Here is a 26,590-nt window from a genome sequence, read left to right as displayed (position 1 = left end):
GTGGCGACCGCGCGCAGGGCCATGAGCAGTGGTGCCACCGCCGGCTCGTGCCGCAGGCGGCGTTCCGGCTGTTCGGAACGCCGATCGACTGATGGAAGTGGTACTCCGTGACGTGCTGGTCGCGACCTGCTTGATAGATGCGCCCCTCAGCGGCCGCGCTTGCATGCATGCGCAGCGCCGAGTCATCTTGCTTCCGCCAACGGTTCGGGTTCATCGCTCGCTGATGAACTGGTTGCCGCCTGCCTGGTACACCCGTGCGTGATCATGGGCCTCGGCATGAAACTTCATGTCCGGGCCGGGATGCCCATCCTTGGCGAGTTCCAGCAGCAGGGTTTTGAATTCAGCCGCCGCAGTCCGGTCCTCCAAGAAGAGCGTCAGCATGCGTCCCTGCCAAACCGACTGGAGCGCTTGGCGGGCTTGATCGATGTCAGAGTCGAGAGTTTCGAGCAGCGCCGTGCGAGAGGTGTCAAGGTCTTGCTCCAGCTCTGCAGTCGAATCCGGGCGGAACCGCACCCACAGAGCGACGACGCCCGTTCGAAGTCGTTCCCAACCGTCCGTTGCCATTGCCGAAACAACAGCTGTACCGCCCGCGCTAGCTAACGCGATGAGTGTCGGGTCCACCTTGTTCCCTCCCCGTTCCGTCCTGGCAACTGATGGTAGCTGTCAAGCCCCTCACCGGTCTGACGCTTTGCCTACTCGACTATCTCGAACTCGTATGAGGGTCCGGCACTTGCTGACAGACCCTTTCGGCTCGTTCGAGACGGAGAGGTCTGCAGGTGTGCCTCTGGTGGCCCGGCCGTCCCGTCGGTGGGCACCGGGTTCTACGGCTCGGTGGGGTGGTGCTGCTCGTAGGAGAAGGAAGTTTGCTGGTCAGCCGTGGTTCGGCAGGGCCGTGAGCCGTTGCAGAGCACCGTGACCACGCTAGTCCAGGACCAGTGCCCCACAGGTGACAACAACGGCGCAGGACGCCGGCACTCCTAGTCGATCCTGCACAGCTGGCGTGACCGGGCGGTTCCGCGACAGTGCCGAGGAGCGATCGAACTCCTAAAGCGGTGGTCACCAGCGTGACGGCAGGAGATTCCTGACGGCCGCCCGTGCCAGACGCGTGCCAGATCGTGCGGGGGATCACGGGGAACATCGGGGAACAAGGTGCTGGCCCACCGGGACCGAGTGCTTCTCCGCCGCAGGTGAGCCGGAAACTGCCCGTAAATAACCCGAGCTTCCCAAGCTGAGGGCTCACCGGGGGCAAGAGGGTTACGGTGCAGGGTTGTCGACTTCAGAGCGGGGCCGTCTGTGGGCCGTCGAAGGGCGGCCCAGGGTGACCAACGACGACCAACGACAGCCGCTCGGGTGTCCGGCAGTGCTGCATGGGTGCCAGTTGCGTGAGGTCGCCTCGGGGCCGCGCCACTTCCTGCGCAACAAGAAGTCGGAGTGGGAGGAGTACCGCTCCGAGGTCACGGCCTTCGAGCTGCGCAAGAACCTGCCGGTGCTGTAGCCGCACCGGGCCGGTGCGGGGGGCCGGTGGTCGTGGGTCACCGGCCCCCCGGTGTCCGGCCGCGCCGGGTCAGTCCGTGCGCAGGCACTCGATCTCGTAGTCGCCGGTGTCCTCGTCGATCGTCACGCCGTGGGTCTCGCTGCGGAAGCCCGGGAAGCGGCGGTCGAAGGTCTCCAGGGCGGTGAGGTAGCGCAGGAGGGGGCCGTCGGGGGTGCCGGTGGACTCGCCCGGCATGAGGACGGGGATGCCGGGCGGGGTCACCGTGACCATCGCCGCCGCCACCCGGTCCGCCGCGTCGGCGATCCGCACCCGCTCCGTGCCGCCCCGCACCAGCCGCTGGTAGCAGTGCTGCGGCGGGAACACCGGCTCGGGCAGCTGCTGGAACGCGGTGTCCAGCAGCTCCACCAGGCGTGCCGAGCGCAGCTGCTCGTGCATCTGGCGGCACAGTTCGGGCAGGGTCATGCCGGCGTAGCGGCGGGGGTGCGCGGCGACCGCCTCGGGCAGGACCCGGTCCAGGGGGGCGTCGCCGTCGTACAGGGCCTTGAAGTCCATCAGCGCGTCCAGCAGCGTGCCCCACTTGCCCTTGGTGATGCCCATGGAGAACAGCACCAGCGTGGTGTAGCTGTCGGTCTTCTCGACCACGATGTTCCGGGTGGCCAGGTACGCGGTCAGGACCCGCGCCGGGATGCCCTCCTCGGCCATCTCGCCGGTCGCGGAGATGCCGGGGCAGGTCAGGGTGACCTTCACCGGGTCCAGCATGCAGTGGCCCTCGGTCAGCCCCGGGAATCCGTGCCAGGCGGCGTCCGGCTCCAGGAGCCAGCAGGACTGCTCGGTGCGCAGCAGCTCCGGCGGGGCCGCGTCGAAGGCGAGCCGTTCGCCCGTCGCCGGGTCGGTGACCTCCTCCGGCTGCCAGACGCCGAAGAACCACGGCGGCCGGTCCCCGGCGCTCTCCACCCGCCGGCGCAGCCGGACCATCTCCTGCCGGAAGCGGACCGCCTCCGTCAGCGCCTCGTCGATCAGCCACTCGCCCTGCGGCCCGTCCATCATGGCCGTCGCCACGTCCAGCGAGGCGATCATCGGGTACAGGGGGGAGGTGGTGCCGTGCATCATCAGGGCCTCGTTGAAGCGGTCGTGCTCCACCGGCGCCCGGGGCGCCGGCCGCACGTGCACCATCGCGGACTGCGACAGCGCGGCCAGCAGCTTGTGCGTGGACTGGGTCGCGAAGACCGTCGGCCGGTCGGGGCCGGGGAAGGTGTCCGGGTCCACCGACATGCCGTACCGGCCCGCGTACAGCGGGTGGAACCGGGCGTACGCGAACCAGGCCTCGTCGAAGTGCACCCGGGGCGTGCTGGCCGCGAGGGCCCGCGCCGCCGGGACGGCCGCGTAACTGAGGCCGTCGTAGGTGGAGTTGGTGAACACCGCGTACTGGGGCTCCCGGGAGACGGCGCCCTCGGCGAGCGGGTGCGCGGCGATCCTGGCCGCGACGGAGTCCGCCGCCAGCTCGGCCGGGGGCAGCGGGCCGGCGAGGCCGTAGCCGTTGCGGGTGGGGATGAGGTAGACGGGCCGGGCACCGGAGACGACCAGGCCCTGGAGCACCGACTTGTGGCAGTTGCGGTCCACCAGGGCCAGTTCGTCACGGGTGACGCTGAAGTGGCCCACCAGCCGGTTGCAGGTGGAGTCGCCGTGCAGCACGAAGTAGGTCAGCTCGGAGCCGAAGACGCGGGCCGCGTTGCGTTCGGCGTCGCCGATGGGGCCGGTGTGCTCGAACAGCGAGCCGAGCTGCTCCACGGAGATCGACAGGTCGCTGCGCAGCAGCCGTTCGCCGAAGTAGTCGTGGAAGGCGCGTCCGGCGGGCGACTTGAGGAAGGCGACGCCGCCGGAGTGGGCGGGGGTGTGCCAGGAGTACTCGTGGGCGTCGTCGAAGCGGCGCAGCGCCCGGAAGAACGGCGGCAGCACGTCCTCGCGGTAGGCGCGGGCGGCGGTGGTGATGCGGCCGGCGATGAACCCGGGGGTGTCCTCCAAGGGCCACACGTATCCGACGACCGTCTCCGACACCCACAGCGGCAGGTCCTGGAGGCCCTCGTCGGCCATGACGAGGAACACCGGCAGGTCCCGGAAGCGCCGTCCGATCCGGCGCAGTACGGCCGCCCCGCCCGTGGCCCCGTCGCTGCTTACGGCCGTCCCGTCCGTGCGGCCCCTCCGGTCCGTGCTCCCGCGGGCGGCACCGTCCCGCAGGGCCGGCGCGGCGAGCGCGGCCCCGGGGCCGTCACCGCTGATCCGGTGACCGTCGCCGCCGGTCCGCGACCCCGCCCCTCCCACCGGCAGGTCCCAGGCGACCAGGGCCGCCGCCAGCCCCGCCTCCGTACGCAGCACGGCGTCGGCGTCCTCGGCGGTGACCGCCCAGCGCACCCCGAAGCCCGCCGCCTCCACCGCGTCCCGGATCTTGCGCAGCTGCTCGGCCGCGGCCCCCTCGGCGCGTGGATGCCCGCCCACCGCGACCAGGATCTTGTTGTCGGACATCCGTGTCCTCGTCTCTCCCGGCAGCCGCCCGGCCGCCACGCCGGGCAGTCTCCGGGGCGGCCCGCCGGGAGCGCGGGAGCCCGGGTCGGGAAGACACCGTGATGGCGGAAAGCCCGGCTGCCTCGTTGACCCGGGGTGCGGCTATCCGAGGTAGGCCGGCGACACGGCGGCCGGGCTGATCCGCCGCGGCTGTCCCCACCCGTCCGCCGGGACCTCGTACAGGTCGGCGCCGTAGTCCCCGGGCAGCGCGTACACGAGCGTGCGGGTGTCCCGCCACAGCGCCTGGTCGTCCACGCTGCGCGGTTCGCCGAGCGGGGTCTCCCGCATGGTGCGCAGGTCGAGGACGTACAGCCGCCAGGGCGCGTCCTTGGGCAGCCCCGCCACCCGCTTCTTGTACGCGATCCGGGTGCCGTCGGGCGACAGGGACGGGCACTCCACATTGGTGTGCAGGGTGGTGACCGTGCGGTCGCGCAGGTCGCCGCGGACCAGATAGGTCCGGCCCCCGGTGGCGAGGGTGGCGTAGAACGTGCGGTCGTCGGCCGCGAACGTCACGCCCCAGAAGTTGGCGTCCGCCGCCCGGTAGGGCCGCCCGTCCCGGACGATCCGGAAGGACTCCAGCGACGGGATCAGCCTGCCCGTGCGGGTGTCCACGATCGCGGCGCGCGTGGAGAAGTCCGTCCCGGCGTACGAGTCGCCGCCCACGAACGCCGTCCAGGCCGCGAAGTGCCCGGTGGGGGAGACCCGGGCGCGCGAGGGGATGCCCGGCACGTCGTAGCGGTCCACGATGTGCAGACGGGAGTCCAGGATCAGCGCCCGGTAGGTGTCCGAGACCGGCCCGTGCACGGCTTGCAGGCACACGCCGGTGCCCGAGGCGGCGTGGAAGCGGAGGCACTTGAGGCCGGAGGCGGTGCGCGGCCCGTCCGGGTCCGCGGCCGGGACGGCGCTCAGCTCGTCGCGGTGCGGGCCCCACGCCATGTTGCGGAACACCAGGCGCCCGGACCCGCGCAGCGTCACCGGTCCCGGGGTGACGCGCGGACCGCCCGCCCGCGGGTGGTCACGGCGCTCGGCGCGCGCGGAGGCGTGCAGTACGGCGGCCAGCCCGACGGCCGCCAGCACGGCGACGGCCGCGACGAGGACGAGGACCCGCGAGCGCATGGTCATGCGGTCACCGTCCCCGCCGGGCGCAGCGTGAGGGAGAACGCGGCACACGCGGCCAGCGCCACCGTCGCGCCCGCCAGCGCCGCCCGGTCGCCCCAGACCGTCCAGGCCGCGCCGAACAGCAGGGAGCAGGCGAACCGGGTGAGCGCCTGCCCGGTCTGCACGACGGCGAGACCGGAGGAGCGCAGCCGTTCCGGCACGCTGTCGGAGGCGGCGGCCATCAGCACCCCGTCGGTGGCCGCGTAGAAGCCGCCGTGCAGGGCGAGGACGAGATACGGCAGCCCGGTGCCGTGCCAGGAGGTCAGCAGCAGGGCATAGGCGAGGAGCAGGGCCCCGTGCCCGGCCAGGAAGACCGCCCAGCTGCCGGCCCGGTCCGCGAGCCGGCCGAGCGGCACCGCGAGCAGCAGGAACGCGGCGGCCGTACCCAGCGGCAGCAGCGCGAACCACCGGTCGGGCACCCCGAGGCGGCGCTGGAGCAGCAGGTAGACGAAGGAGTCGCTGACCGTGGCCAGGCCCAGCAGCAGCGCGCAGACGGTGATCCGGCGCAGGTCGCGGCGGCGCAGCAGCCCCACGGCGGCCCGCAGGGTCGGCCGCTCGCCGGGGGGCGCCGGGACCGCCGGCCCGCGTCCGCCCGGCACGAAGAGCACCAGCACCAGCAGGCCCAGCGCGGCCACGCAGGCGCTGACGGCGAACACCGCGTCGTAGCCGTCCACGGTGGCCCGCAGGACGAGGAACGCCGCCAGCGGTCCGAGCAGGGCCCCGGTGGTGTCCATCGCGCGGTGCACCCCGAAGGCCCGCCCGCGCGTCTGTGGCGTGCTCGACAGCGAGATCAGCGCGTCGCGCGGGGCCGTCCGCAGCCCCTTGCCGGTGCGGTCGGCGGCGAGCACCGCCCCGATGGGGGTCAGGGTGTGCGCCACCAGCAGCAGGGGCTTGCAGACGGCCGAGATGCCGTACCCCAGCCCGGCGACCCACTTGTGCCGCCCGCCGCCCCGGTCGGCGAGGTGCCCGCCGACGAGGCGGACGAGCGCCGAGAAGCCGTTGTAGATGCCGTCCAGCAGCCCGAACCCCAGGGGCGACAGGCCGAGCCCGGTGACCAGGTACAGCGGCAGCACCGCCGTCACCATCTCCGACGACACGTCGGTGACCAGGCTCACCGTCCCCAGCGCGAGCACCGTCGGCGCGACCGCGGCACGGCGCCGCCCGGCGGACGGCCGGGCGGCGCCGTGAGCGGACGTGGACGCGCGACTGTCCGCTACGTACACGTCAGGACGCCCAGACGCCGGTGATGTCCTTGGCGCCGGCCGCGTTGCCCGCGTGGGTGCTCAGGCCCTGGGTGTCCTCCAGGGTGCGCAGCAGGTCGTAGTGGTTGTACGTGACCGAGGAGCTGGAACCGGCGGTCACGGGCTGCCCGTAGAGCACGGTCGGGATCCGGTTCCCGCTGAGCCGGTTGTCCTCGTCGAAGGTGACGACGAGCAGGCTGTTGTGGGTCCTGGCCCAGGTCGCGTACGCGCCCAGGTTGTTCTTCAGCCAGGTGTCACCGGTGGACACCGAGCAGTCGTGCATGTCGCTGCACAGGTTCGGCACGACGAAGGACACCTTGGGCAGCGTCGAGTAGTCCGCCGGGAACTGGGCGAACGTCTTCGCGGACGACACCGGCACGTTGCTGAAACCGAACCAGGGGTTGTGCTTGCGCGCGTACGTGCCGCTGCTGCACGTGGTGGAGCCCTGGCTCGGCAGGGTCTCGTTGTAGCTGGCCCAGCTGCGCCCGGCCGCGATCAGCTCGGACGCCAGGTTGGGCGCCGAGGAGAAGCCCGGCGTGTAACAGCTGTCGTCGGTGATGCCCTGCGTGGAGCCGGAGAACAGCGCGAAGTAGTTGGGCTGGCTCGGGTGGGTCTCGGCGTAGGACTGCGTCAGGTTCGCGCCGCCGCTCTTCAGCGAGTTGATGTACGGCGCGCTGGAGGAATCGATGACCTGGCTGTAGGCGTGGTTCTCGAAGACCACGACGACGACGTGGTCCGGGCTGGGCACGGTGCCCGCGGCGTGCGCGGATCCGCTGCCGAGGCCGGTCCACAGCCCGAACGCGGCCGCGGCGAGGGCCGACGCGGACGCCACGACGGTACGGGCACGGCGGTACACGGAACTGCCGGACACATCAACCTCCGGGTAGGGACGGGTGGCTGGCGGTGCGGTCAGAGCATGCACACGCCAAGGTTCCGGTGGCCCACGCGGGCCGACCCCGTGAGTGAAGAGCCGATGAACGGCGGGTACCCGCGCCCCATGGCGGACATCCTCATCGGTACCTGCGGCTGGACGGACCCTGCACTGCTCGCGAGCGGCTGGTACCCACGGGGCCACCGCGACGCCGAGAAACGCCTGCGCCACTACGCGACCCGCTTCCCCGTGGTCGAGGTCGACTCGCCGTACTACGCCCTGCCGGCCGCGCGCACCACGACCCTGTGGGCGCAGCGCACACCCCCCGGATTCCGCTTCGACGTCAAGGCGTTCTCCCTCCTCACCGGCCACCCCACCCGCCCGGCCGCGCTCCCCGCCGACCTGCGCGGCCACCCCCGCGACGAGGCCCTGCGCACCGAGGTCTGGGCCCGCTACGCCGAAGCCCTCACCCCCCTGCGCGACGCCGGCCGCCTGGGCACCCTCCTCTTCCAGTTCCCGCCCTCCCTCACCCCCGGCCCCGGGGCCGAGGACTTCGTGCGCGCCGCCCGGGAACGCGCCCGCGGCTGGCCGTTCGCCGCCGAGTTCCGCGACCCCGCCTGGTGGCGCACCGGCCGTACGGCCGCCTTCCTCCGGGACATCGACGCCACCGCCGTGGCCACGGACACCGTCGAGGGCATGACGCCGGCCGTCGTGACCACCCCCCGCCTGGCCGTGGTCCGCTTCCACGGCCGCAGCCCGCTGTGGGGCACGGGCACGAAGGAGGAGCGCTTCCGCCACACCTACACAGCGGCGGAACTGACCGAATGGCTGCCGCGCGTCCGGGACCTGTCCCGGCACACCGGGGAACTGCACCTCCTGTTCAACAACTGCTGCGGCGACGCGGCGCCCAAGGCGGCCCGGACCATGCACGACCTGCTGACGACGGCGTTCCCGCACCAGCAGGACCGCACGAGCCGGGTCACCACCTGACCGGGGACCGCACGGCCCGCGGGCCCGTGCGCCCCCGCGCGCACGGGCCCGCCCCCACCCGACCGCGGGCGGAGCTGCCCCGGCCCGCTCCGGTTAGGCTCTGGCCAGGACGACCGAAGATCCGAGGGGAGACGACGGGGATGACGCCGGGGCGCAGGAGCAGCACCTTCACCCGTCTGCTGCGGCACGGCTTCACCGACCCCTCCGCCGCCGAGCGCCTCCTGGACGGCCCCGAACTCGCCCCCGTCCGCGACGACCCGGTCCTCCTCGAGGCCCTCGGCGCCACCGCCGACCCCGACCTCGCCCTGGACGGCCTGGTCCGCCTGCTGGAGGCGCAGGACAGCCCCACGGCCCACCGCTCACTGCTGGACACCCTCATCGCGGCCAAGCCCCTGCGCGACCGCCTCCTCGGCGTCCTCGGCGCCTCCGCCGCCCTCGCCGACCACCTGGCCCGCCACCCCACCGACTGGCAGGTCCTGGTCACCTACGAGCCGCAGGACCTGCACCCGGGCCTCACGGAGTTCGAACGCGGCCTGGCCGAGGCCGGCGATCCGGTCACCCTCCGCGTCGCCTACCGCCGCTGCCTGCTGTCCATCGCCGCCCGGGACGTCTGCGGCACCACCGACGTGGCCGAGACCGCCGCGGAACTCGCCGACCTGGCCACCGCCACCCTCCGCGCGGCCCTGGCCATGGCCCGGCGCGCCGCCCCCGAGGACGCCGCCGCCTGCCGCCTCGCGGTGATCGCCATGGGCAAGTGCGGCGGCCACGAACTGAACTACGTCTCCGACGTGGACGTCATCTTCGTGGCCGAGGCGACCGACGGCACACCCGAGACCAAGGCCGTCGGCTCCGCCACCAGACTGGCCTCCCACCTCATGCGGATCTGCTCCGAGACGACCGTCGAGGGCTCCATCTGGCCGGTCGACGCCAACCTCCGCCCCGAGGGCCGCAACGGCCCCCTCGTCCGCACCCTCAGCAGCCACCTCGCCTACTACCAGCGCTGGGCGAAGACCTGGGAGTTCCAGGCCCTCCTCAAGGCCCGCCCGGTGGCCGGCGACCCCGACCTCGGCCAGGCCTACCTCGACGCGCTGCACCCCCTGGTGTGGCAGGCGGCGGACCGCGAGAACTTCGTGACGGACGTGCAGAAGATGCGCCGCCGCGTGGTGGAGAACATCCCCGCGGCCGAGATCGACCGCGAACTCAAACTCGGCCCCGGCGGCCTGCGCGACGTCGAGTTCGCCGTGCAGCTCCTCCAGCTGGTGCACGGCCGCACCGACCCGGCCCTGCGCAGCGGCACCACCCTGGACGCCCTCCAGGCCCTCGCCGCCGGCGGCTACGTCGGCCGCGAGGACGCCGCCCGGCTTGACGAGGCGTACCGCTTCCTGCGCTCCATGGAGCACCGCATCCAGCTGTACCGCCTGCGCCGCACCCACCTCGTCCCCCAGGCGGAGGCGGACCAGCGCCGCCTCGGCCGCTCCCTGGGCCTGCGCACCGACCCTGTGACCGGGCTGAACCGCGAGTGGCGGCGGCACACCGGCGTCGTACGGCGGCTGCACGAGAAGCTCTTCTACCGACCGCTGCTCGACGCGGTGGCCCAGCTGGCGCCCGGCGAGACCCGGCTGAGCCCCGAGGCGGCCCGCGCTCGTCTGGTCGCCCTCGGCTACGCCGACCCGGCCGCCGCCCTGCGCCACCTGGAGGCCCTGGCCTCCGGGGTGACCCGCAAGGCGGCGATCCAGCGCACCCTGCTGCCGGTCCTGCTCGGCTGGTTCGCCGACTCGGCCGACCCCGACGCCGGTCTGCTCAACTTCCGCAAGGTCTCCGACGCGCTCGGCAAGACGCCCTGGTACCTGCGGCTGCTGCGCGACGAGGGCGCGGCGGCCGAGAACCTGGCCCGCGTCCTGTCGGCGGGCCGCCTCGCCCCCGACCTGCTGATGCGCGCCCCCGAGGCGGTGGCGCTGCTGGGCGACGGCGACTCCGGCGGCCTCGCGCCCCGCGACCGCGTCCCCCTGGAACAGGAGATCATGGCCGCGGTGGGCCGCGCGGCCGGTGCCGAACAGGCCGTCACCGCGGCCCGCGGGGTCCGCCGCCGCGAGCTGTTCCGCACCGCCGCCGCCGACATCGTCCGCTCCTACGGCACCGAGGCCAACGCCGCCGAGACCGACCAGGGCGCCCTCGTGGACCGGGTCGGCGCGGCCGTCTCCGACCTCACCGCGGCCACGCTCGCCGGCACCCTCAGCGCGGTCGTCCGCGACGGCTGGGGCGACGCCCTGCCCACCCGGTTCGCGATCATCGGCATGGGCCGTTTCGGCGGGCACGAGCTGGGCTACGGCTCCGACGCGGACGTGCTGTTCGTGCACGAACCCCAGGACGGCGCGGACGAGCAGGAGGCGTCCGCCGCCGCGAACAGGATCGTCGCCGAGATGCGCCGCCTGCTCCAGCTGCCCAGCGCCGACCCGCCGCTGCTCATCGACGCGGACCTGCGCCCGGAGGGCAAGTCGGGCCCGCTGGTGCGCACCCTGAAGTCGTACGAGGCGTACTACCGCCGCTGGTCCCTGGTCTGGGAGTCCCAGGCGCTGCTGCGGGCCGAACCCGTCGCCGGCGACGAGGACCTGGGCCGGCGCTTCATCGCCCTGGTCGACCCGCTGCGCTACCCGGCCGAGGGCCTCGGCGAGGACGCGGTCCGCGAGATCCGCCGGCTGAAGGCGCGGATGGAGTCCGAGCGGCTGCCCCGGGGCGCCGACCCCAAGCTGCACACCAAGCTCGGCCCCGGCGGCCTGTCCGACGTGGAGTGGACCGTCCAGCTGCTCCAGCTGCGCCACGCCCACCACGAGCCCGGCCTGCGCACCACCCGCACCCGCGGGGCCCTGGCCGCCGCCCGCGACGCCGGGCTGCTGTCCGCCGCGGACGCGGAGATCCTGGACGAGGCGTGGGTGCTGGCCACCCGGGTGCGCAACGCGGTCATGCTGGTCCGCGGCCGGGCCGGGGACACCTTCCCCACCGAGCCCCGCGAGCTGGCCGCCGTCGGCCGCTACCTGGGCTACGGCGCCGGGCACGCCGGGGACATGCTGGACGCCTACCGGCGCACCGCCCGCCGGGCGCGCACGGTCGCGGAGGAGCTGTTCTACGCGGACTGAACCGGCACCGCGGGTTCGTGTGCGCCGTGCCGCCGTACCGCTACGCGGACGTGACGGCGGGCACCGGTTCAGCCGCGGGCGGCGCCGCCACCCGCCGGGGCAGCGCGTACGGCGGGGTGCCGTACCAGAGCCGGGCCACCGCGAACCCGAAGCACAGACAGACCGCGCCGCCCACCGCGTCCAGCCAGAAGTGGTTGGCCGTGGCGACGATCACCAGCAGGGTGACCGCCGGGTACGCCAGTCCCAGCACCCGCGCCCACGGCACCGAGGCCAGGGCGAACACCGTCAGGCCGCACCACAGCGACCAGCCGATGTGCATCGACGGCATCGCCGCGTACTGGTTCGACATGTGCTTGAGGTCGCCGGACGCCATCGAGCCCCAGGTGTGGTGGATCAGCACGGTGTCGACGAAGTGCCCGCCGCGCATGAGCCGGGGCGGTGCCAGGGGGAACAGGTAGTAACCCACCAGGGCCACGCCCGTGGTCGCGAACAGCGCCAGCCGGGTCGCCGCGTACCGCCCGGGATGCCAGCGGTACAGCCACACCAGCACGCCGATCGTGATGACGAAGTGCAGTGTGGCGTAGTAGTAGTTCATGCCGATGATCAGCCAAGTCACCGAGTTGGCGGCGTGGTTGACCGACTGCTCGACGGCCACGCCCAGGCCGTGCTCGACGCGCCAGATCCAGCGCGCGTTGCGCAGCGCCTCGGCCCGCTGCTCCGGGACGGCGTTGCGGATCAGCGAGTACGTCCAGTAACTCACCGCGACCAGAAGGATCTCGAACCACAGCCGGGGCGGTCGCGGACGCCGCAGCCGGCCCAGCGGGCCCCGTCCGGCCTCACCCGTGACGACCCGCGGAACGGCCACCTGCTCGCGACCTTCCGGCTCTGTCACGGTCGAGTCACCCATAGACACAGAGTCTGCCAGAAAAGGTTTCCCCGCCCGATCATCCCCCGGACGGATCCGCTGCGCACCTTCTACGAGGCACGCACGGCGCGCGGGGCCGAGGCCGTGGAACCACGCACCACCAGCTCCGGCATGAACACGAACTCGCTGTGCGGCGCCGGGGTCCCGCCGATCTCCTCCAGCAGCGTGCGCACCGCCGCCTGGCCCATCGCCGGGACCGGCTTGCGGACGGTGGTCAGCGGCGGGTCGGTGAACGCGATCAGCGGGGAGTCGTCGAACCCGACCACCGACACGTCCCGGGGCACCTCCAGGCCCCGCTGCCGGGCCGCCCGTATCGCCCCCAGGGCCATCATGTCGCTGGCGCAGACCACCGCCGTGCAGCCCCGCTCGATCAGCGCCGCCGCCGCGGCCTGACCGCCCTCAAGCGTGTACAGCGAGTGCTGGACCAGCTCCGTCTCGACGGTCTGCGCGGGGATCCCCAGCAGCTCCTGCACGGTCCGCACGAAGCCCTCGATCTTGCGCTGCACCGGCACGAACCGCTTCGGCCCGAGCGCCAGCCCGATCCGGGTGTGCCCCAGCGAGACCAGATGCGTGACCGCCAGCGCCATCGCCGCCCGGTCGTCGGGGGAGATGAACGGCGCCTGCACCTTCGGCGAGAAGCCGTCCACCAGCACGAACGGCACGCCCCGCGCGCGCAGCCGCTCGTAGCGCTGCATGTCGGCGGTGGTGTCGGCGTGCAGCCCGGAGACATAGATGATCCCGGCGATCCCCCGGTCCACGAGCATCTCGGTCAGCTCGTCCTCCGTCGACCCGCCCGGGGTCTGCGTGGCGAGCACCGGCGTGTACCCCTGGCGGGTCAGCGCCTGGCCGATGACCTGGGCCAGGGCCGGGAATATCGGGTTCTCCAGCTCCGGCGTGATCAGGCCCACCAGGCCCTCACTGCGCTGGCGCAGCCGTACCGGACGCTCGTAGCCGAGCACGTCCAGCGCGGCCAGCACGGACTCGCGGGTGGTGGCGGCGACGCCCGGCTTCCCGTTGAGGACCCGGCTGACGGTCGCTTCGCTCACCCCCGCCTGCGCAGCGATGTCGGCAAGCCGTGTGGTCACGCCTCCGGACTGTACCGGTCGTATGTCCCCTTGCACACCGGCCGGACGCCGGGCGCGGGCGGCCGGGCGTCCTGCCGTGGGTTGCTGCTTCATCGCGCTCCCTCGTGATATGGCGGCAAGAGCTTGCAGAGTCTTGCACAGGAGCGGTTCTCGCCGCTCAGCCGCTCCCCCGTTGGGTCGCGTCGCGGTCGAGAGCCGGTCACGGGTGGGTAACCATCGTGCTCCCTTGCACTTTTTTTCTGCAAGGTCTTTCGCGACGCTTACATCGCTGTTACGTTCCCAGTCGCCCGGCCGTGGCAACGGCGCAGTCGGCAAGTCGCAGGGGCGGACGGTACCGCCTCCTGTACCACTCGGGCTTAACCCTCAAGGAGAACTCATGCGGCGTGGCATAGCGGCCTCCGCGCTGGTGGCGTCCCTCGCCCTCACGGCGACGGCGTGCGGCGGGAGCGACAGCGACAGCGGGAAGTCGGACGGCCCGGTCACCATCACGTGGTGGGACACCTCCAACGCCACCAATGAGGCGCCGACGTACAAGACCCTGGTCCAGCAGTTCGAGGGCGCCAACAAGAACATCAAGGTCAAGTACGTCAACGTCCCCTTCGACCAGGCGCAGAACAAGTTCGACACCGCCGCCGGCTCCCAGGGCGCCCCGGACGTGCTGCGCTCCGAGGTCGGCTGGACCCCCGCCTTCGCCAAGAAGGGCTTCTTCCTGCCGCTGGACGGCACCGAGGCCCTCGCCGACCGGGCGAAGTTCCAGCCCAGCCTGATCAAGCAGGCCCAGTACCAGGGCAAGACCTACGGCGTCCCGCTGGTCACCGACACCCTCGCCCTGGTCTACAACAAGGCGCTGTTCAAGAAGGCCGGCATCGGCCAGGCGCCCAGGACCTGGGACGAGCTGAAGTCCGACGCCGCCAGGATCCAGGCGAAGACCAAGGCCGACGGCTACTGGGGCTCCACCGCGGGCTACTACGCCCAGACCTTCCTCTACGGCGAGGGCACCGACACCGTCGACGCCGCCGCGAAGAAGATCACCGTCGGCTCCGCCGCCGCCAAGAAGGCCTACGGCACCTGGCTGAGCACGTTCTCCGGCAAGGGCCTGCACAAGGCCGACACCACCGCCGACGCCTACGCCCACATCCAGGACGCGTTCGTCAACGGCAAGGTCGCCGCGATCATTCAGGGCCCCTGGGAGATCACGAACTTCTACCAGGGCGCGGCCTTCAAGGACAAGGCCAACCTCGGCATCGCCGCCGTCCCGGCCGGCTCCGCCGGCAAGGCGGGCGCCCCGACCGGCGGCCACAACCTCTCGGTGTACGCCGGCTCGGACAAGGCCCACCAGGCGGCGGCCCTGAAGTTCGTCAAGTTCATGACCTCCGCGAAGTCCCAGGAGGCCGTCGCCCTGAAGAACTCCACCCTGCCGACCCGCTCCGACGCCTACACCGCCCAGGTCAAGGCCGACCCCGGCATCGCCGGCTACCAGGGCGTCCTCGCCTCCGCCCAGCCGCGCCCGGCACTGCCCGAGTACAGCTCCCTGTGGGGTCCGCTGGACACCGAACTGCCCAAGATCGCCTCGGGCCGGGAGTCCCTCGACAAGGGCCTGAGCAACGTCGAGCTGGCCATCGCCAAGCTGGTGCCCGACTTCAGCAAGTGAGCCGCAGTGGCCGCCGGATCCCCTCGCCAGGAGGGGAGGATCCGGCGGCCACCGCCCTGTACCCAGCCCGCATCCTTGATCTTTGAAGGTGTCGAACCATGACAGTCGCCATCGACCGCGCGACCGGCAAGCGCCGCGGTGACCGCGCGCCTCGGCCCGGGCTGGGGCAGCGCATCAGGAACGGCTACCAGAAGCACTGGTACGCCTACGCGATGATCGCCCCGGTGGTCGCCGTGCTCGGCGGCATCGTCGCCTACCCGCTGTTCCGCGGCGTCTACCTGACCCTCACCGACGCCAACAGCCTCAACTCGGCGCGCACCATCGGCGTCAACCACATCGCCGCCACCTACCGGTTCATCGGCCTGGACAACTACAAGGACATCCTGTTCGGCCCGACGGCCTACGACCGGTTCTGGTCGCACTTCCTGTGGACCGTCTTCTGGACCGCCGCCTGCGTGGTCCTGCACTACACCATCGGTCTCGGCCTCGCGCTCATGCTCGACCAGAAGCTGCGCGGCCGCACCGTCTACCGGCTGCTGCTCGTGCTGCCCTGGGCCGTGCCGACCTTCGTCACCGTCTTCTCCTGGCGGATCATGCTCGCCGACTCCGGCGTGCTCAACCAGGTCCTCGGCGCCCTCCACCTGCCCCAGCCGCAGTGGCTGGAGGACACGTCCTGGCAGCGGTTCGCCGCCATCATGGTCAACACCTGGTGCGGTGTGCCGTTCATGATGCTCTCCCTGCTCGGCGGCCTCCAGTCCATCGACTCCTCGCTCTACGAGGCCGCGGAGATGGACGGCGCCACCGCCTGGCAGCGCTTCCGGCACGTCACCCTGCCCGGCCTGCGCTCGGTCAGCTCCACCGTCGTCCTGCTCGGCATCATCTGGACCTTCAACCAGTTCGCCGTCATCTTCCTGCTGTTCGGCCCGACCGGCGCGCCCGACGCCCAGATCCTCGTGACCTGGGCCTACTACCTCGGCTTCGGCCAGCAGCCGCGTGACTTCGCCCAGTCCGCCGCGTACGGCGTGCTGCTGCTGTCGATCCTCACCGTCTTCACCTCCTTCTACTTCCGCTGGCTGAAGCGCAATGACCAGCTCGCCGTCTGACGCCGCAGGAGCCGCCGCCATGAGCACCCCGACCCTGGAAAAGACCGAGACCGCGCCGGCCTCCGCCACCGCGCCCGCGCGCCGCACGCGCCGGCGCGGCGAGCCCGGCCCGCTCGGCGTCGCCCTGCTGCACGGCGGCCTCACCGCGGCGAGCCTCATCGCCCTGACCCCGGTGGCCTGGCTGTTCTACCTGTCCCTCGGCCCGGGCAAGGACGACTACCTGCACCCGGGCAAGATCGCGGACAAGCTGACCTTCGGCAACTACCGCTTCGTGCTGGAGCACACCGCGTTCTTCGACTGGTTCAGGTCGACGATGATCGTGGCCCTCGGTACCACCCTCATCGGTGTCTTCGTCGCCGCGACCACCGGCTACGCGGTCTCCCGCATGCGCTTCCCCGGCTACAAGCAGCTGATGTGGGTCCTGCTGCTCACCCAGGCCTTCCCGATCGCCATCCTGATCGTGCCGATGTACGAGATCTTCGGCGAACTCGGCCTCATCGACAGCTACTGGTCGCTGATCATCATCAACTGCACCACCGCGGTGCCGTACAGCGCGTGGCTGCTCAAGGGGTACTTCGACACCATCCCCTTCGAGATCGACGAGGCCGGACGCGTGGACGGCCTCACCCCGTTCGGGACCTTCTTCCGGCTGATCCTGCCGCTGGCCCGCCCGGGCCTGGCCGTCGCCGCGTTCTACAACTTCATCACCGCCGTCGGGGAGGTCGCCTTCGCGACCACCTTCATGCTGGACGACTCCAAGTACACCTTCGCCGTCGGCCTCCAGACCTTCGTCAGCCAGCACGACGCCCAGTGGAACTACATGGCCGCCACCGCGGTGCTCATCGCGATACCCGTGACCGTGTTCTTCTACCTCGTGCAGAAGAACCTCGTCACCGGTCTCACCGCCGGCGGCACCAAGGGCTGACGCCCGCCGGAGACTCCCGCGCGGCCCGGCCGCGCGGGTGGGCGGGCCGCGCGGGCCTTCCCCCCGCCGCTCCGGCGGGGGGACGACCGGACCCCGCCGGCCCCGCGGCCCGCCTCGTAGCCTCCGACCGCCGCCGTATCCACGCCCACCATGCCCCTGTCACGTATCAAGGACGCCATGAGCCAGCAGCACTCCGCCGCACCGGCCCGCCACCTCGCCGCCACCGTCGCCGACCGCCGCGACTGGTGGCGGGACGCGGTCATCTACCAGGTCTATCCGCGCAGCTTCGCCGACAGCAACGGCGACGGCATGGGCGACCTGGAAGGCGTACGCTCCCGCCTCCCGTACCTGCGCGACCTCGGCGTCGACGCCGTGTGGCTGAGCCCCTTCTACGCCTCCCCGCAGGCCGACGCCGGCTACGACGTCGCCGACTACCGCGCCGTCGACCCCATGTTCGGCAACCTCCTGGACGCCGACGCGCTCATCCGCGACGCGCACGGACTGGGGTTGCGGATCATCGTCGACCTGGTCCCCAACCACTCCTCCGACCAGCACGAGTGGTTCAAGCGGGCCCTCGCCGAAGGCCCCGGCTCGCCGCTGCGGGAGCGCTACCACTTCCGTCCCGGCAAGGGCAGGAACGGCGAACTGCCGCCCAACGACTGGGAGTCCATCTTCGGCGGCCCGGCCTGGACCCGGGTGACCGAGCCGGACGGCACCCCCGGCGAGTGGTACCTGCACCTCTTCGCCCCCGAGCAGCCCGACTTCAACTGGAACCACCCGGCCGTCGGCGACGAGTTCCGTTCCATCCTGCGCTTCTGGCTGGACATGGGCGTCGACGGCTTCCGGATCGACGTCGCCCACGGCCTGGTCAAGGCGGAGGGCCTGCCCGACCTCGGCTCGCACGAGCAGCTGAAGCTGCTGGGCAACGATGTCATGCCGTTCTTCGACCAGGACGGCGTGCACGACATCTACCGCCAGTGGCGCGGCATCCTCGACGAGTACGCGGGTGAGCGGATCTTCGTCGCCGAGGCCTGGACCCCGACCATCGAGCGCACCGCCCACTACGTCCGCCCCGACGAACTGCACCAGGCCTTCAACTTCCAGTACCTGGGCACGGCCTGGGACGCGGGCGAACTGCGCGAGGTCATCGACCGCACCCTGGAGGCCATGCGCCCGGTCGGCGCCCCCGCGACCTGGGTGCTGTCCAATCACGACGTCACCCGGCACGCCACCCGCTTCGCCAACCCGCCCGGCCTCGGCACCCAGATCCGCACCGCGGGCGACCGCGCACTGGGGCTCAGGCGGGCCCGGGCGGCCACCCTGCTGATGCTGGCCCTGCCCGGCTCGGCCTACGTCTACCAGGGCGAGGAGCTGGGCCTCCCGGACGTCGTCGACCTGCCCGACGAGGTGCGCCAGGACCCGGCGTACTTCCGCGGCGCCGGCCAGGACGGCTTCCGCGACGGCTGCCGGGTGCCCATCCCGTGGACCCGCGAGGGGTCCTCGTACGGCTTCGGCGAGGGCGGCAGCTGGCTCCCGCAGCCGGCCCAGTGGGGCGAGCTGAGCGTTCAGGCGCAGACCGGCGTGCCCGGCTCCACCCTGGAGCTGTACCGCACGGCGCTGCGGCTGCGCCGGTCGCGGCCGGACCTCGGCGCGGGCGACGCGGTGGAGTGGCTGCGGGCGCCCGAGGGCGTACTGGCCTTCCGGCGCGGCGACTTCGTCTGCGTCGCGAACACCACGGGCGAGACGGTGCGCACCCCGGCGTACGGCCGGGTGCTGCTCAGCAGCGGCGAGGTCGCGGAGTCCGGCGACGAGGCGAAGGTTCCCGCCGACACGACCGTGTGGTGGTCCGCCGCCGTCTGACGGACCGTCCGAAATTTCTTGCATCAACTTCATACCGGCCCGCTGCCTTTTCCGGCAGCGGGCCTTTAACATCTGCGTCACCGCAATTTTCAGACATTGCAGCAAGAACCTTCAGCGTCGAAGGAACCCCACATGGCACGCAGGATCCTCCCCGCGGGGCTCGCCCTCGCAGCCTCCCTCATGGTTGGCATGAACCCGACGAGTGCCGAGGCCTCCCCGCCCGGCACCAAGGACGTCACCGCCGTCCTCTTCGAGTGGAACTTCGCCTCGGTCGCCAAGGAGTGCACCACCACCCTCGGCCCCGCCGGATACGGCTACGTCCAGGTCTCCCCGCCCGCCGAGCACATACAGGGCCCGCAGTGGTGGACGTCGTACCAGCCGGTGTCCTACAGAATCGCCGGCCGTCTCGGCGACCGGGCCGCCTTCCAGAACATGGTGAACACCTGCCACGCGGCGGGCGTCAAGGTCGTCGCCGACACGGTCATCAACCACATGTCGGCCGGCAGCGGCAGCGGCACCGGCACCGGCGGCACGGCGTACACGAAGTACAGCTACCCCGGCCTGTACTCCTCGTACGACTTCGACGACTGCACCTCCCAGGTGTCGAACTACGCCGACCGCTGGAACGTCCAGCACTGCGAACTCGTCGGCCTGGCCGACCTGGACACCGGCGAGGAGTACGTCCGCAGGACGATCGCCGGCTACCTGAACGACCTGCTCTCCCTCGGCGTCGACGGCTTCCGCATCGACGCCGCCAAACACATCGACAGCGCCGACCTGGCCGACATCAAGAGCCGCCTGACCAGCCCCGGCGTCTACTGGAAGCAGGAGGTGATCTACGGCGCCGGCGAGGCCGTCCAGCCCACCGAGTACACCGGCAACGGAGACGTCCAGGAGTTCCGCTACGCCTACGACCTCAAACGCGTCTTCACCAGCGAGAAGCTGGCCTACCTGAGCAACTACGGCGAGGGCTGGGGCTATCTGAACAGCTCCGTGGCCGGCGTCTTCGTGGACAACCACGACACCGAACGCAACGGCAGCACCCTGAACTACAAGGCCGGCGCCGACTACACCCTGGCCAACGTCTTCATGCTCGCCTGGCCCTACGGCGCGCCCGACATCAACTCCGGCTACGAGTGGACCGACGCCGACGCCGGTCCGCCCAACGGGGGCAAGGTAAACGCCTGCTGGCAGGACGGCTGGAAGTGCCAGCACGCCTGGCCGGAGATCAGGTCCATGGTGGCCTTCCGCAACTCCACCCGCGGACAGGCGGTCTCCAACTGGTGGGACAACGGCAACAACGCCATCGCCTTCGGGCGCGGCACCAAGGGGTACGTGGCGATCAACCACGAGTCCTCGTCGCTGACCCGCACCTACCAGACGTCGCTCGCGGCCGGCACGTACTGCAACGTCCAGAACAACACCACCGTGACCGTGAACTCCGGCGGTCAGTTCACCGCCACCCTGGGCCCCGGCACGGCCCTGGCGCTCTACGCGGGCAAGCCCACCTGCTGACCCGTCTCCCCCCAGTCCCTGAAATCTCTTGCCAATGGTTTCAGGACTCTTGCTGAAACCTTTTCGCCGGCGGTACGGTCGCGCGGTCGCCCGGCGGCGCAGCGTGCCGCCGGCGTCGGGGTCGCCCCCAAGAGAGCCGCAACCGCAAGGAGTTACCGCCTGTGATACCGAGATGGCCGGCGCCCCGCACGCGCCGTACCCCGCATCGCAGAAGGGCGGCGGCCGTCACCGTCGTCGCCCTGGCCGCCGCCCTGGTCCAGCCACTGGCCGCCCGGGCCGCCACCCCGCCCGCACCCCCCTCGGACGCGAAGCTCGCCGCCCAGCCCGCCCGGCACGACGACACGCGCGAACAGTTCTACTTCGTCATGCCGGACCGCTTCGCCAACGGCGACACGTCCAACGACCGCGGCGGACTCACCGGTTCCCGCCTCAGCACCGGCTACGACCCCACCGACAAGGGCTTCTACCAGGGCGGTGACCTCAAGGGCCTGACCGGGAAGCTCGACTACATCAAGGGCCTGGGCACCACCGCCATCTGGCTGGCACCCCTGTTCAAGAACCGCCCCGTGCAGGGCACCGGTTCCGGCGCCTCCGCCGGCTACCACGGCTACTGGATCACCGACTTCACCCGGGTCGACCCGCACTTCGGCACCAACCAGGACCTCAGGACCCTCATCTCCAAGGCCCACGCCAAGGGCATGAAGGTCTTCTTCGACGTCATCACCAACCACACGGCCGACCTCGTGGACTACCGGGAGAAGTCCTACGGCTACCTGTCCAAGGGCGCCTTCCCGTACCTGACCGAGGACGGCAGGCCCTTCGACGACGCCGGCCGCGCTGCCGGCGGCAAGGGGTTCCCGGCCGTCGACACCGCCTCCTTCCCGCGCACCCCCGAGGTCACGGCCAAGGGCAAGGTCCCGGCCTGGCTCAACGACCCGACGATGTACCACAACCGCGGCGACTCCACGTACGCCGGTGAGTCGGCCACCTACGGCGACTTCGCCGGCCTGGACGACCTGTGGACCGAGCGGCCCGAGGTCGTCCACGGCATGGAGCGGATCTACGAGCGGTGGGTCAGGGACTTCGCCGTCGACGGGTTCCGGATCGACACCGTCAAGCACGTGGACCTGCCGTTCTGGACCCAGTGGGCGACCGCGCTCGACCGTTACGCCGCCGCGCACGGCCGGAAGAACTTCTTCATGTTCGGCGAGGTGTACTCCGCCGACACCTCCGTCACCGCCCCGTACGTCACCCGGGGCCGCCTCGACGCCACCCTCGACTTCCCCTTCCAGGACGCCGCCCGCGCCTACGCCTCCCAGGGCGGGAGCGCCCAGCGGCTCGCCGGCGTCTTCGGTGACGACTACGCCTACACGACCGACAAGGCCAACGCCTACGAACAGGTCACCTTCCTCGGCAACCACGACATGGGCCGCTTCGGCTACTTCCTGAAGCAGGACGACCCCAGGGCGAGCGACGCCGAGATCCTGAAGAAGGACGAACTCGCCAACGAGCTGATGTTCCTCAGCCGCGGCAACCCGGTCGTCTACTACGGCGACGAGCAGGGCTTCACCGGCTCCGGCGGTGACAAGGACGCCCGCCAGACGATGTTCGCCTCCAGGGTCGCCGACTACCTGGACGACGACGAGATCGGCACCGACCGCACCCACGCGAGCGCCTCCTACGACACCCACGCCCCGCTCTACCGGCAGATCGCCGGCCTCGCCAGGCTCCGCAAGGCCAACCCCGCCCTGACCGACGGCGTGCAGACCGAGCGGTACGCGGCCGACGGCGCCGGGATCTACGCCTTCACCCGGACGGACGCCAGGACCGGCCAGGAGTACGTCGTCGCCCTCAACAACGCCGGCACGGCGAAGACGGCCACCTTCGCGACCGGTTCGGCCGGCATGACCTACCGGGGCATCCACGGAGCCCGCGGTCCGCTGCGGTCCGACGCCGACCGCAGGCTCACCGTCACCGTCCCGGCCGGCTCCGCCGTCGTCTACAAGGCGTCCGGCACCCTCGCCGAGCCCGCCACCGGACCCACGATCACCCTGAAGGCCCCGGCCGCCGGAGCCACCGGCACCGTGAGGATCAGCGCCGGCACCGGCGGCGGCCCGCTCGACCGGGTCGTCTTCGCCGCCCAGACCGGCAACGGCCCGTGGCGGATCCTCGGCTCCGCCGACCACGCCCCCTACCAGGTCACCCAGACCCTCGGCACCGACGTGCCCGCAGGAACCGCGCTGCGCTACAAGGCCGTCGTCGTCGACGCGGCCGGGCACACCGCGAGCGCCACCGCCAACAGCAGCACGGGCACCCCGCCCGCACCCGAGGTGCCCACGGCCACCTCCCGGGACTACGCGGTCGTCCACTACAAGCGCACCGACGGCGACTACGCCGACTGGAGCCTGTACGCCTGGGGCGACCTCGCCGACGGCGAGGCCACGACCTGGCCGGCCGGCCACCCCTTCACCGGCCGGGACGCCTACGGCGCCTTCGCCTACGTCCGGCTCGAGCCGGGCGCCTCGAACGTCAGCTTCCTGGTCATCGACAAGAACGGCGACAAGGACGTCTCCGCCGACCGGTCGATCGACGTCACCAGGACGGGCGAGGTGTGGATCGAGCAGGGCAAGGCGGACGTCCGCACCGAGCGGCCCGCCTACCCGGCCCAGGACACGACCAGGGCCGTCCTCCACTACCACCGGTCCGACGGGAACTACGACGGCTGGGGCCTGCACGTCTGGACGGGCGCCGCACACCCCACCGACTGGTCGAAACCCCTGGAGCCGGTGAGGACCGACCCCTACGGCGCGGTCTTCGAGGTACCCCTCACCGAGGGCGCGGGCAGCCTCAGCTACATCATCCACAAGGGCGACGAGAAGGACCTCCCGACCGACCGGTCCCTGGACCTCACCGCCGACGGGCACGAGGCGTGGCTGGTGAGCGGCCAGGAGCACAACCTGCTGCCGCAGCCCGCGGGCAGCGCCGCCGCCCTCGACCTGACCACCTCCGAGGCGGTGTGGATCGACCGGTCCACGGTGGCCTGGGACGGCACCGACGGCGCCGCCTCCACCCAGCTGCTGTACTCCCGCGACGGCTCGATCACCGTCAAGGACGGGACGCTGACCAGCGACGACGAGCGCTGGCTGCGGCTGACGAAGACCGCGCTCACCGACGCGCAGAAGGCGAGGTTCCCGCACCTGAAGGGCTACACGGCCTGGTCCGTGGACCCGCGCGACCGGGACCGGGTGCGCGAGGCGCTCACCGGTCAGCTCGTCGCCTCGCAGCGGGCCGCCAACGGTGCCGTGCTGGCCGCGACCGGCGTGCAGACCGCCGGCGTGCTGGACGACCTCTACCCGGGCGCCACCGAGGCCCGGCTGGGCCCGGTCTTCCGCGACGGCAGGCCGACCCTCTCCGTCTGGGCGCCGACGGCCCGTTCCGTCCGTCTCGATCTGGACGGCCGTCGCGTCGCGATGCACCGGAACACCGCCACCGGCGTCTGGTCCGTCACCGGCCCCGCGTCCTGGAAGGGCAAGCCCTACCGGTACGTCGTCGAGGTGTGGGCGCCCAGCGTCCGCAAGCTGGTCACCAACAAGGTCACCGACCCGTACTCCGTGGCCCTCACGGCCGACTCGGAGCGCAGCCTCGTCGTCGACCTGAACGACCGCGCCCTCGCACCGGCCGGCTGGTCGGCGCTGCGCAAGCCCGCGGCCGTACCGCTGAAGGACGCGCAGATCCAGGAACTGCACATCCGGGACTTCTCCGTCGCCGACAAGACCGTCCCGGCGAAGGACCGGGGCACCTACCTGGCCTTCACCGACAAGAACAGCGACGGCTCCCGGCACCTGAAGGCGCTGGCGAGGTCCGGCACGTCCTACGTCCACCTCCTGCCCGCGTTCGACATCGCCACGATCCCCGAGAAGAAGGCCGGCCGGGCGACCCCGGACTGCGATCCGGCCGTCTACCCGGCCGACTCCGACCAGCAGCAGGCGTGTGTGGCGAAGACCGCCGCGAAGGACGCCTACAACTGGGGCTACGACCCGTACCACTACACGGTCCCCGAGGGCTCCTACGCCACCGACCCCGACGGCACCGCCCGCACGGCGCAGTTCCGTCAGATGGTCAAGGCGCTGAACCAGGACGGCCTCCGGGTCGTCATGGACGTCGTCTACAACCACACCGCGGCCGCCGGCCAGGCCGGCACTGCCGTCCTGGACCGGATCGTGCCCGGCTACTACCAGCGGCTCCTGGCAGACGGCTCGGTCGCCGACAGCACCTGCTGCGCCGACACCGCGCCCGAGAACGCCATGATGGGCAAGCTGGTCGTGGACTCGATCGTCACCTGGGCCAAGGAGTACAAGGTCGACGGGTTCCGCTTCGACCTCATGGGCCACCACCCCAAGGCCAACATCCTCGCGGTCAGGAAAGCCCTCGACGCGCTGACGCCCAAGAAGGACGGCGTCGACGGAAAGAAGATCATCCTCTACGGCGAGGGCTGGAACTTCGGCGAGGTCGCCGACGACGCCCGCTTCGTGCAGGCCACCCAGAAGAACATGGCCGGCACCGGCATCGCCACCTTCTCCGACCGCGCCCGCGACGCCGTGCGCGGCGGCAGCCCCTTCGACGCCGACCCCGGCGTCCAGGGCTTCGCCTCCGGCCTCTACACCGATCCCAACTCCTCCACGGCCAACGGCTCCGCGGCGGAACAGAAGGCCCGGCTGCTGCACTACCAGGACCTGATCAAGATCGGCCTGACCGGCAACCTGAAGTCCTTCACCTTCACCGACACCGACGGCAAGGAGGTCACCGGCGCCGGTGTCGACTACAACGGCTCGCCCGCCGGATACGCGGACGCGCCCGGCGACGCCCTGGCCTACGCCGACGCCCACGACAACGAGTCCCTCTTCGACGCACTGACCTACAAGCTGCCCGCCTCGACGAGCGCCGCCGACCGGGCCCGGATGCAGGTCCTCGCCATGGCCACGGCCACCCTCTCCCAGGGCCCGTCCCTGTCCCAGGCGGGCACCGACCTGCTGCGCTCCAAGTCCCTGGACCGCAACTCGCACGACAGCGGGGACTGGTTCAACGCCATCCACTGGAACTGCGCCGACGGCAACGGCTTCGGCCGCGGACTGCCCATGGCCGCCGACAACCGGTCCAAGTGGACGTACGCCAAGCCGCTGCTCACCTCGGTGAGAGTCGGCTGCCCGCAGATCACCGGGACCTTCGCCGCCTACCAGGACCTGCTGCGGATCCGGACGAGCGAGAAGGCCTTCTCCCTCGGCACGGCCGCCCAGGTGCAGGAGCACCTCTCCTTCCCGCTGTCCGGCAAGGACGAGACGCCCGGCGTGATCACCATGCGTCTCGGCGGCCTGGTCGTCGTCCTCAACGCCACGCCCCGGCAGCAGGAGCAGCGGATCAGCGCCCTCACCGGCCGGCACTACCGGCTGCACCCGGTGCAGGCCGCCGGCGCCGACCCGGTCGTGAAGACCGCCTCCTACGCGACCGGCTCGGGCACCTTCACCGTGCCGGCGCGGACCGTGGCCGTGTTCACCCGGACCGGGAACTAGGCTGAGGCCGTTGCCGTAGAACAGGAGTGCGCATGCCGCAGATCACCGTCGACTACTCCGACACCGTGGGAGACGCCTTCGACCGCGAGGGGTTCGCCCGGGCGCTGCACGAGGCGACCGTGGAGATCGCGGCGGCGAAGCCGGAGGCCTGCAAGACGCAGTTCCGGCCGAGCGCGCACACGGTGTTCGGGTACGAGGACCCCGGGGCGCGCGGGCACGCCGTCGTGCACGTGACGATCGGGCTCCTCGCCGGCCGCAGCGACGAGACGAGGACGAGGCTCACCGAAACGGTCCTGGAACTGCTCCGGGAGCACGTGGCCGAGGCGGCGGTCACCCTGCACGCCTCCGTCGAGGTCCGTGACCTCGACGCGTCGTACCGGAAGTTCGACCGCTAGGTCGCGTCGTCGGACTCCCGCCGTTCGCCCGGAGGGCGGGCTCTGCGGCGAGAGTGCGTGCATGGCGTCGTGGAGCAGGCGGGAGTCACCCCACGCCCCCGGCGAGACCCAGGGCA

The 26,590-nt window shown here is 71.7% G+C and carries 16 protein-coding genes and 1 pseudogene; 10 read left to right on the top strand and 7 right to left on the bottom strand.

From position 1 onward, the window contains the following. Positions 1–210: 210 nt before the first annotated feature. Positions 211–621, bottom strand: a complete 411-nt coding sequence (locus ABZ117_RS33770) for a hypothetical protein (protein WP_356826546.1) — start codon at positions 619–621, stop codon at positions 211–213. A gap of 787 nt (positions 622–1,408) precedes the next feature. Here ABZ117_RS33770 and ABZ117_RS33765 point away from each other — a divergent pair. Continuing rightward, positions 1,409–1,495, top strand: a pseudogene (locus ABZ117_RS33765) (glutamine synthetase); the annotation flags it as partial. A 69-nt stretch (positions 1,496–1,564) separates the two neighbouring features. On the opposite strand, the gene ABZ117_RS33760 reads toward ABZ117_RS33765, so the two are convergent. The 4 genes from ABZ117_RS33760 to ABZ117_RS33745 all read right to left on the bottom strand — a co-directional run bounded on the left by ABZ117_RS33760 (position 1,565) and on the right by ABZ117_RS33745 (position 7,324). Next, a complete protein-coding gene (locus ABZ117_RS33760) occupies positions 1,565–4,015 on the bottom strand; it encodes an Orn/Lys/Arg decarboxylase N-terminal domain-containing protein (RefSeq protein WP_356826544.1) in 2,451 nt (816 codons plus the stop codon). A gap of 141 nt (positions 4,016–4,156) precedes the next feature. Then, entirely contained in the window at positions 4,157–5,176 is a 1,020-nt protein-coding gene (locus tag ABZ117_RS33755; protein WP_356826542.1) for a TolB-like translocation protein, read from the bottom strand. Further along, on the bottom strand, positions 5,173–6,435 hold the full coding sequence (locus ABZ117_RS33750; RefSeq protein ID WP_356826540.1) for an MFS transporter: 1,263 nt from the start codon (positions 6,433–6,435) through the stop codon (positions 5,173–5,175). The genes ABZ117_RS33755 and ABZ117_RS33750 overlap by 4 nt, the downstream gene beginning before the upstream one ends. 1 nt (position 6,436) lies before the next feature. Then, entirely contained in the window at positions 6,437–7,324 is an 888-nt protein-coding gene (locus ABZ117_RS33745) for an alkaline phosphatase family protein (RefSeq protein ID WP_356826538.1), read from the bottom strand. A gap of 126 nt (positions 7,325–7,450) precedes the next feature. Between ABZ117_RS33745 and ABZ117_RS33740 the strand changes: the two genes are divergently transcribed. Beyond that, on the top strand, positions 7,451–8,314 hold the full coding sequence (locus ABZ117_RS33740) for a DUF72 domain-containing protein (RefSeq protein ID WP_356826536.1): 864 nt from the start codon (positions 7,451–7,453) through the stop codon (positions 8,312–8,314). A 140-nt stretch (positions 8,315–8,454) separates the two neighbouring features. Next, positions 8,455–11,448, top strand: coding sequence for a bifunctional [glutamine synthetase] adenylyltransferase/[glutamine synthetase]-adenylyl-L-tyrosine phosphorylase (locus ABZ117_RS33735; RefSeq protein ID WP_356826534.1), 2,994 nt, complete (start codon positions 8,455–8,457; stop codon positions 11,446–11,448). Positions 11,449–11,488: 40 nt separating this feature from the next. Here the strand turns inward: ABZ117_RS33735 and ABZ117_RS33730 are convergent, their stop codons facing one another. Together ABZ117_RS33730 and ABZ117_RS33725 are read right to left on the bottom strand one after the other, a co-directional pair. Next, positions 11,489–12,355, bottom strand: coding sequence for a phosphatase PAP2 family protein (locus ABZ117_RS33730; RefSeq protein ID WP_356826532.1), 867 nt, complete (start codon positions 12,353–12,355; stop codon positions 11,489–11,491). Positions 12,356–12,423: 68 nt separating this feature from the next. Further along, complete coding sequence (locus ABZ117_RS33725; protein ID WP_356826530.1) at positions 12,424–13,458, bottom strand: LacI family DNA-binding transcriptional regulator; 1,035 nt, start codon at positions 13,456–13,458, stop codon at positions 12,424–12,426. 376 nt (positions 13,459–13,834) lie between these two features. Between ABZ117_RS33725 and ABZ117_RS33720 the strand changes: the two genes are divergently transcribed. The 7 genes from ABZ117_RS33720 to ABZ117_RS33690 all read left to right on the top strand — a co-directional run bounded on the left by ABZ117_RS33720 (position 13,835) and on the right by ABZ117_RS33690 (position 26,474). After that, positions 13,835–15,109, top strand: a complete 1,275-nt coding sequence (locus tag ABZ117_RS33720; protein WP_356826528.1) for an extracellular solute-binding protein — start codon at positions 13,835–13,837, stop codon at positions 15,107–15,109. 98 nt (positions 15,110–15,207) lie between these two features. Beyond that, entirely contained in the window at positions 15,208–16,212 is a 1,005-nt protein-coding gene (locus tag ABZ117_RS33715) for a sugar ABC transporter permease (RefSeq protein WP_356826526.1), read from the top strand. A gap of 19 nt (positions 16,213–16,231) precedes the next feature. After that, on the top strand, positions 16,232–17,137 hold the full coding sequence (locus ABZ117_RS33710) for an ABC transporter permease subunit (protein WP_356826524.1): 906 nt from the start codon (positions 16,232–16,234) through the stop codon (positions 17,135–17,137). Between the two features lie 177 nt (positions 17,138–17,314). Next, complete coding sequence (locus tag ABZ117_RS33705; RefSeq protein ID WP_356826548.1) at positions 17,315–18,997, top strand: glycoside hydrolase family 13 protein; 1,683 nt, start codon at positions 17,315–17,317, stop codon at positions 18,995–18,997. A gap of 132 nt (positions 18,998–19,129) precedes the next feature. After that, a complete protein-coding gene (locus ABZ117_RS33700) occupies positions 19,130–20,512 on the top strand; it encodes an alpha-amylase family protein (RefSeq protein WP_356826522.1) in 1,383 nt (460 codons plus the stop codon). 161 nt (positions 20,513–20,673) lie between these two features. Next, entirely contained in the window at positions 20,674–26,079 is a 5,406-nt protein-coding gene (gene pulA / locus ABZ117_RS33695) for a pullulanase-type alpha-1,6-glucosidase (protein ID WP_356826520.1), read from the top strand. A gap of 32 nt (positions 26,080–26,111) precedes the next feature. Continuing rightward, a complete protein-coding gene (locus ABZ117_RS33690) occupies positions 26,112–26,474 on the top strand; it encodes an isomerase (RefSeq protein WP_356826518.1) in 363 nt (120 codons plus the stop codon). Positions 26,475–26,590: the final 116 nt, after the last annotated feature.

Source organism: Streptomyces sp. NPDC006309 (assembly GCF_040613095.1).
Classification (GTDB): domain Bacteria; phylum Actinomycetota; class Actinomycetes; order Streptomycetales; family Streptomycetaceae; genus Streptomyces.
The sequence above is the reverse complement of the archived record's forward strand: the minus strand, read 5'-3'. Positions and strand labels throughout refer to the sequence as shown.

Excerpts from the sequence above, each read along its gene's own strand:
- ABZ117_RS33760 (WP_356826544.1), bottom strand. The coding sequence starts at position 4,015 with ATGTCCGACAACAAGATCCTGGTCGCGGTGGGCGGGCATCCACGCGCC.
- ABZ117_RS33755 (WP_356826542.1), bottom strand. The coding sequence starts at position 5,176 with ATGACCATGCGCTCGCGGGTCCTCGTCCTCGTCGCGGCCGTCGCCGTG.
- ABZ117_RS33740 (WP_356826536.1), top strand. The coding sequence starts at position 7,451 with ATGGCGGACATCCTCATCGGTACCTGCGGCTGGACGGACCCTGCACTG.
- ABZ117_RS33735 (WP_356826534.1), top strand. The coding sequence starts at position 8,455 with ATGACGCCGGGGCGCAGGAGCAGCACCTTCACCCGTCTGCTGCGGCAC.
- ABZ117_RS33730 (WP_356826532.1), bottom strand. The coding sequence starts at position 12,355 with ATGGGTGACTCGACCGTGACAGAGCCGGAAGGTCGCGAGCAGGTGGCC.
- ABZ117_RS33720 (WP_356826528.1), top strand. The coding sequence starts at position 13,835 with ATGCGGCGTGGCATAGCGGCCTCCGCGCTGGTGGCGTCCCTCGCCCTC.
- ABZ117_RS33715 (WP_356826526.1), top strand. The coding sequence starts at position 15,208 with ATGACAGTCGCCATCGACCGCGCGACCGGCAAGCGCCGCGGTGACCGC.
- ABZ117_RS33710 (WP_356826524.1), top strand. The coding sequence starts at position 16,232 with ATGAGCACCCCGACCCTGGAAAAGACCGAGACCGCGCCGGCCTCCGCC.
- ABZ117_RS33705 (WP_356826548.1), top strand. The coding sequence starts at position 17,315 with ATGAGCCAGCAGCACTCCGCCGCACCGGCCCGCCACCTCGCCGCCACC.
- ABZ117_RS33700 (WP_356826522.1), top strand. The coding sequence starts at position 19,130 with ATGGCACGCAGGATCCTCCCCGCGGGGCTCGCCCTCGCAGCCTCCCTC.
- ABZ117_RS33690 (WP_356826518.1), top strand. The coding sequence starts at position 26,112 with ATGCCGCAGATCACCGTCGACTACTCCGACACCGTGGGAGACGCCTTC.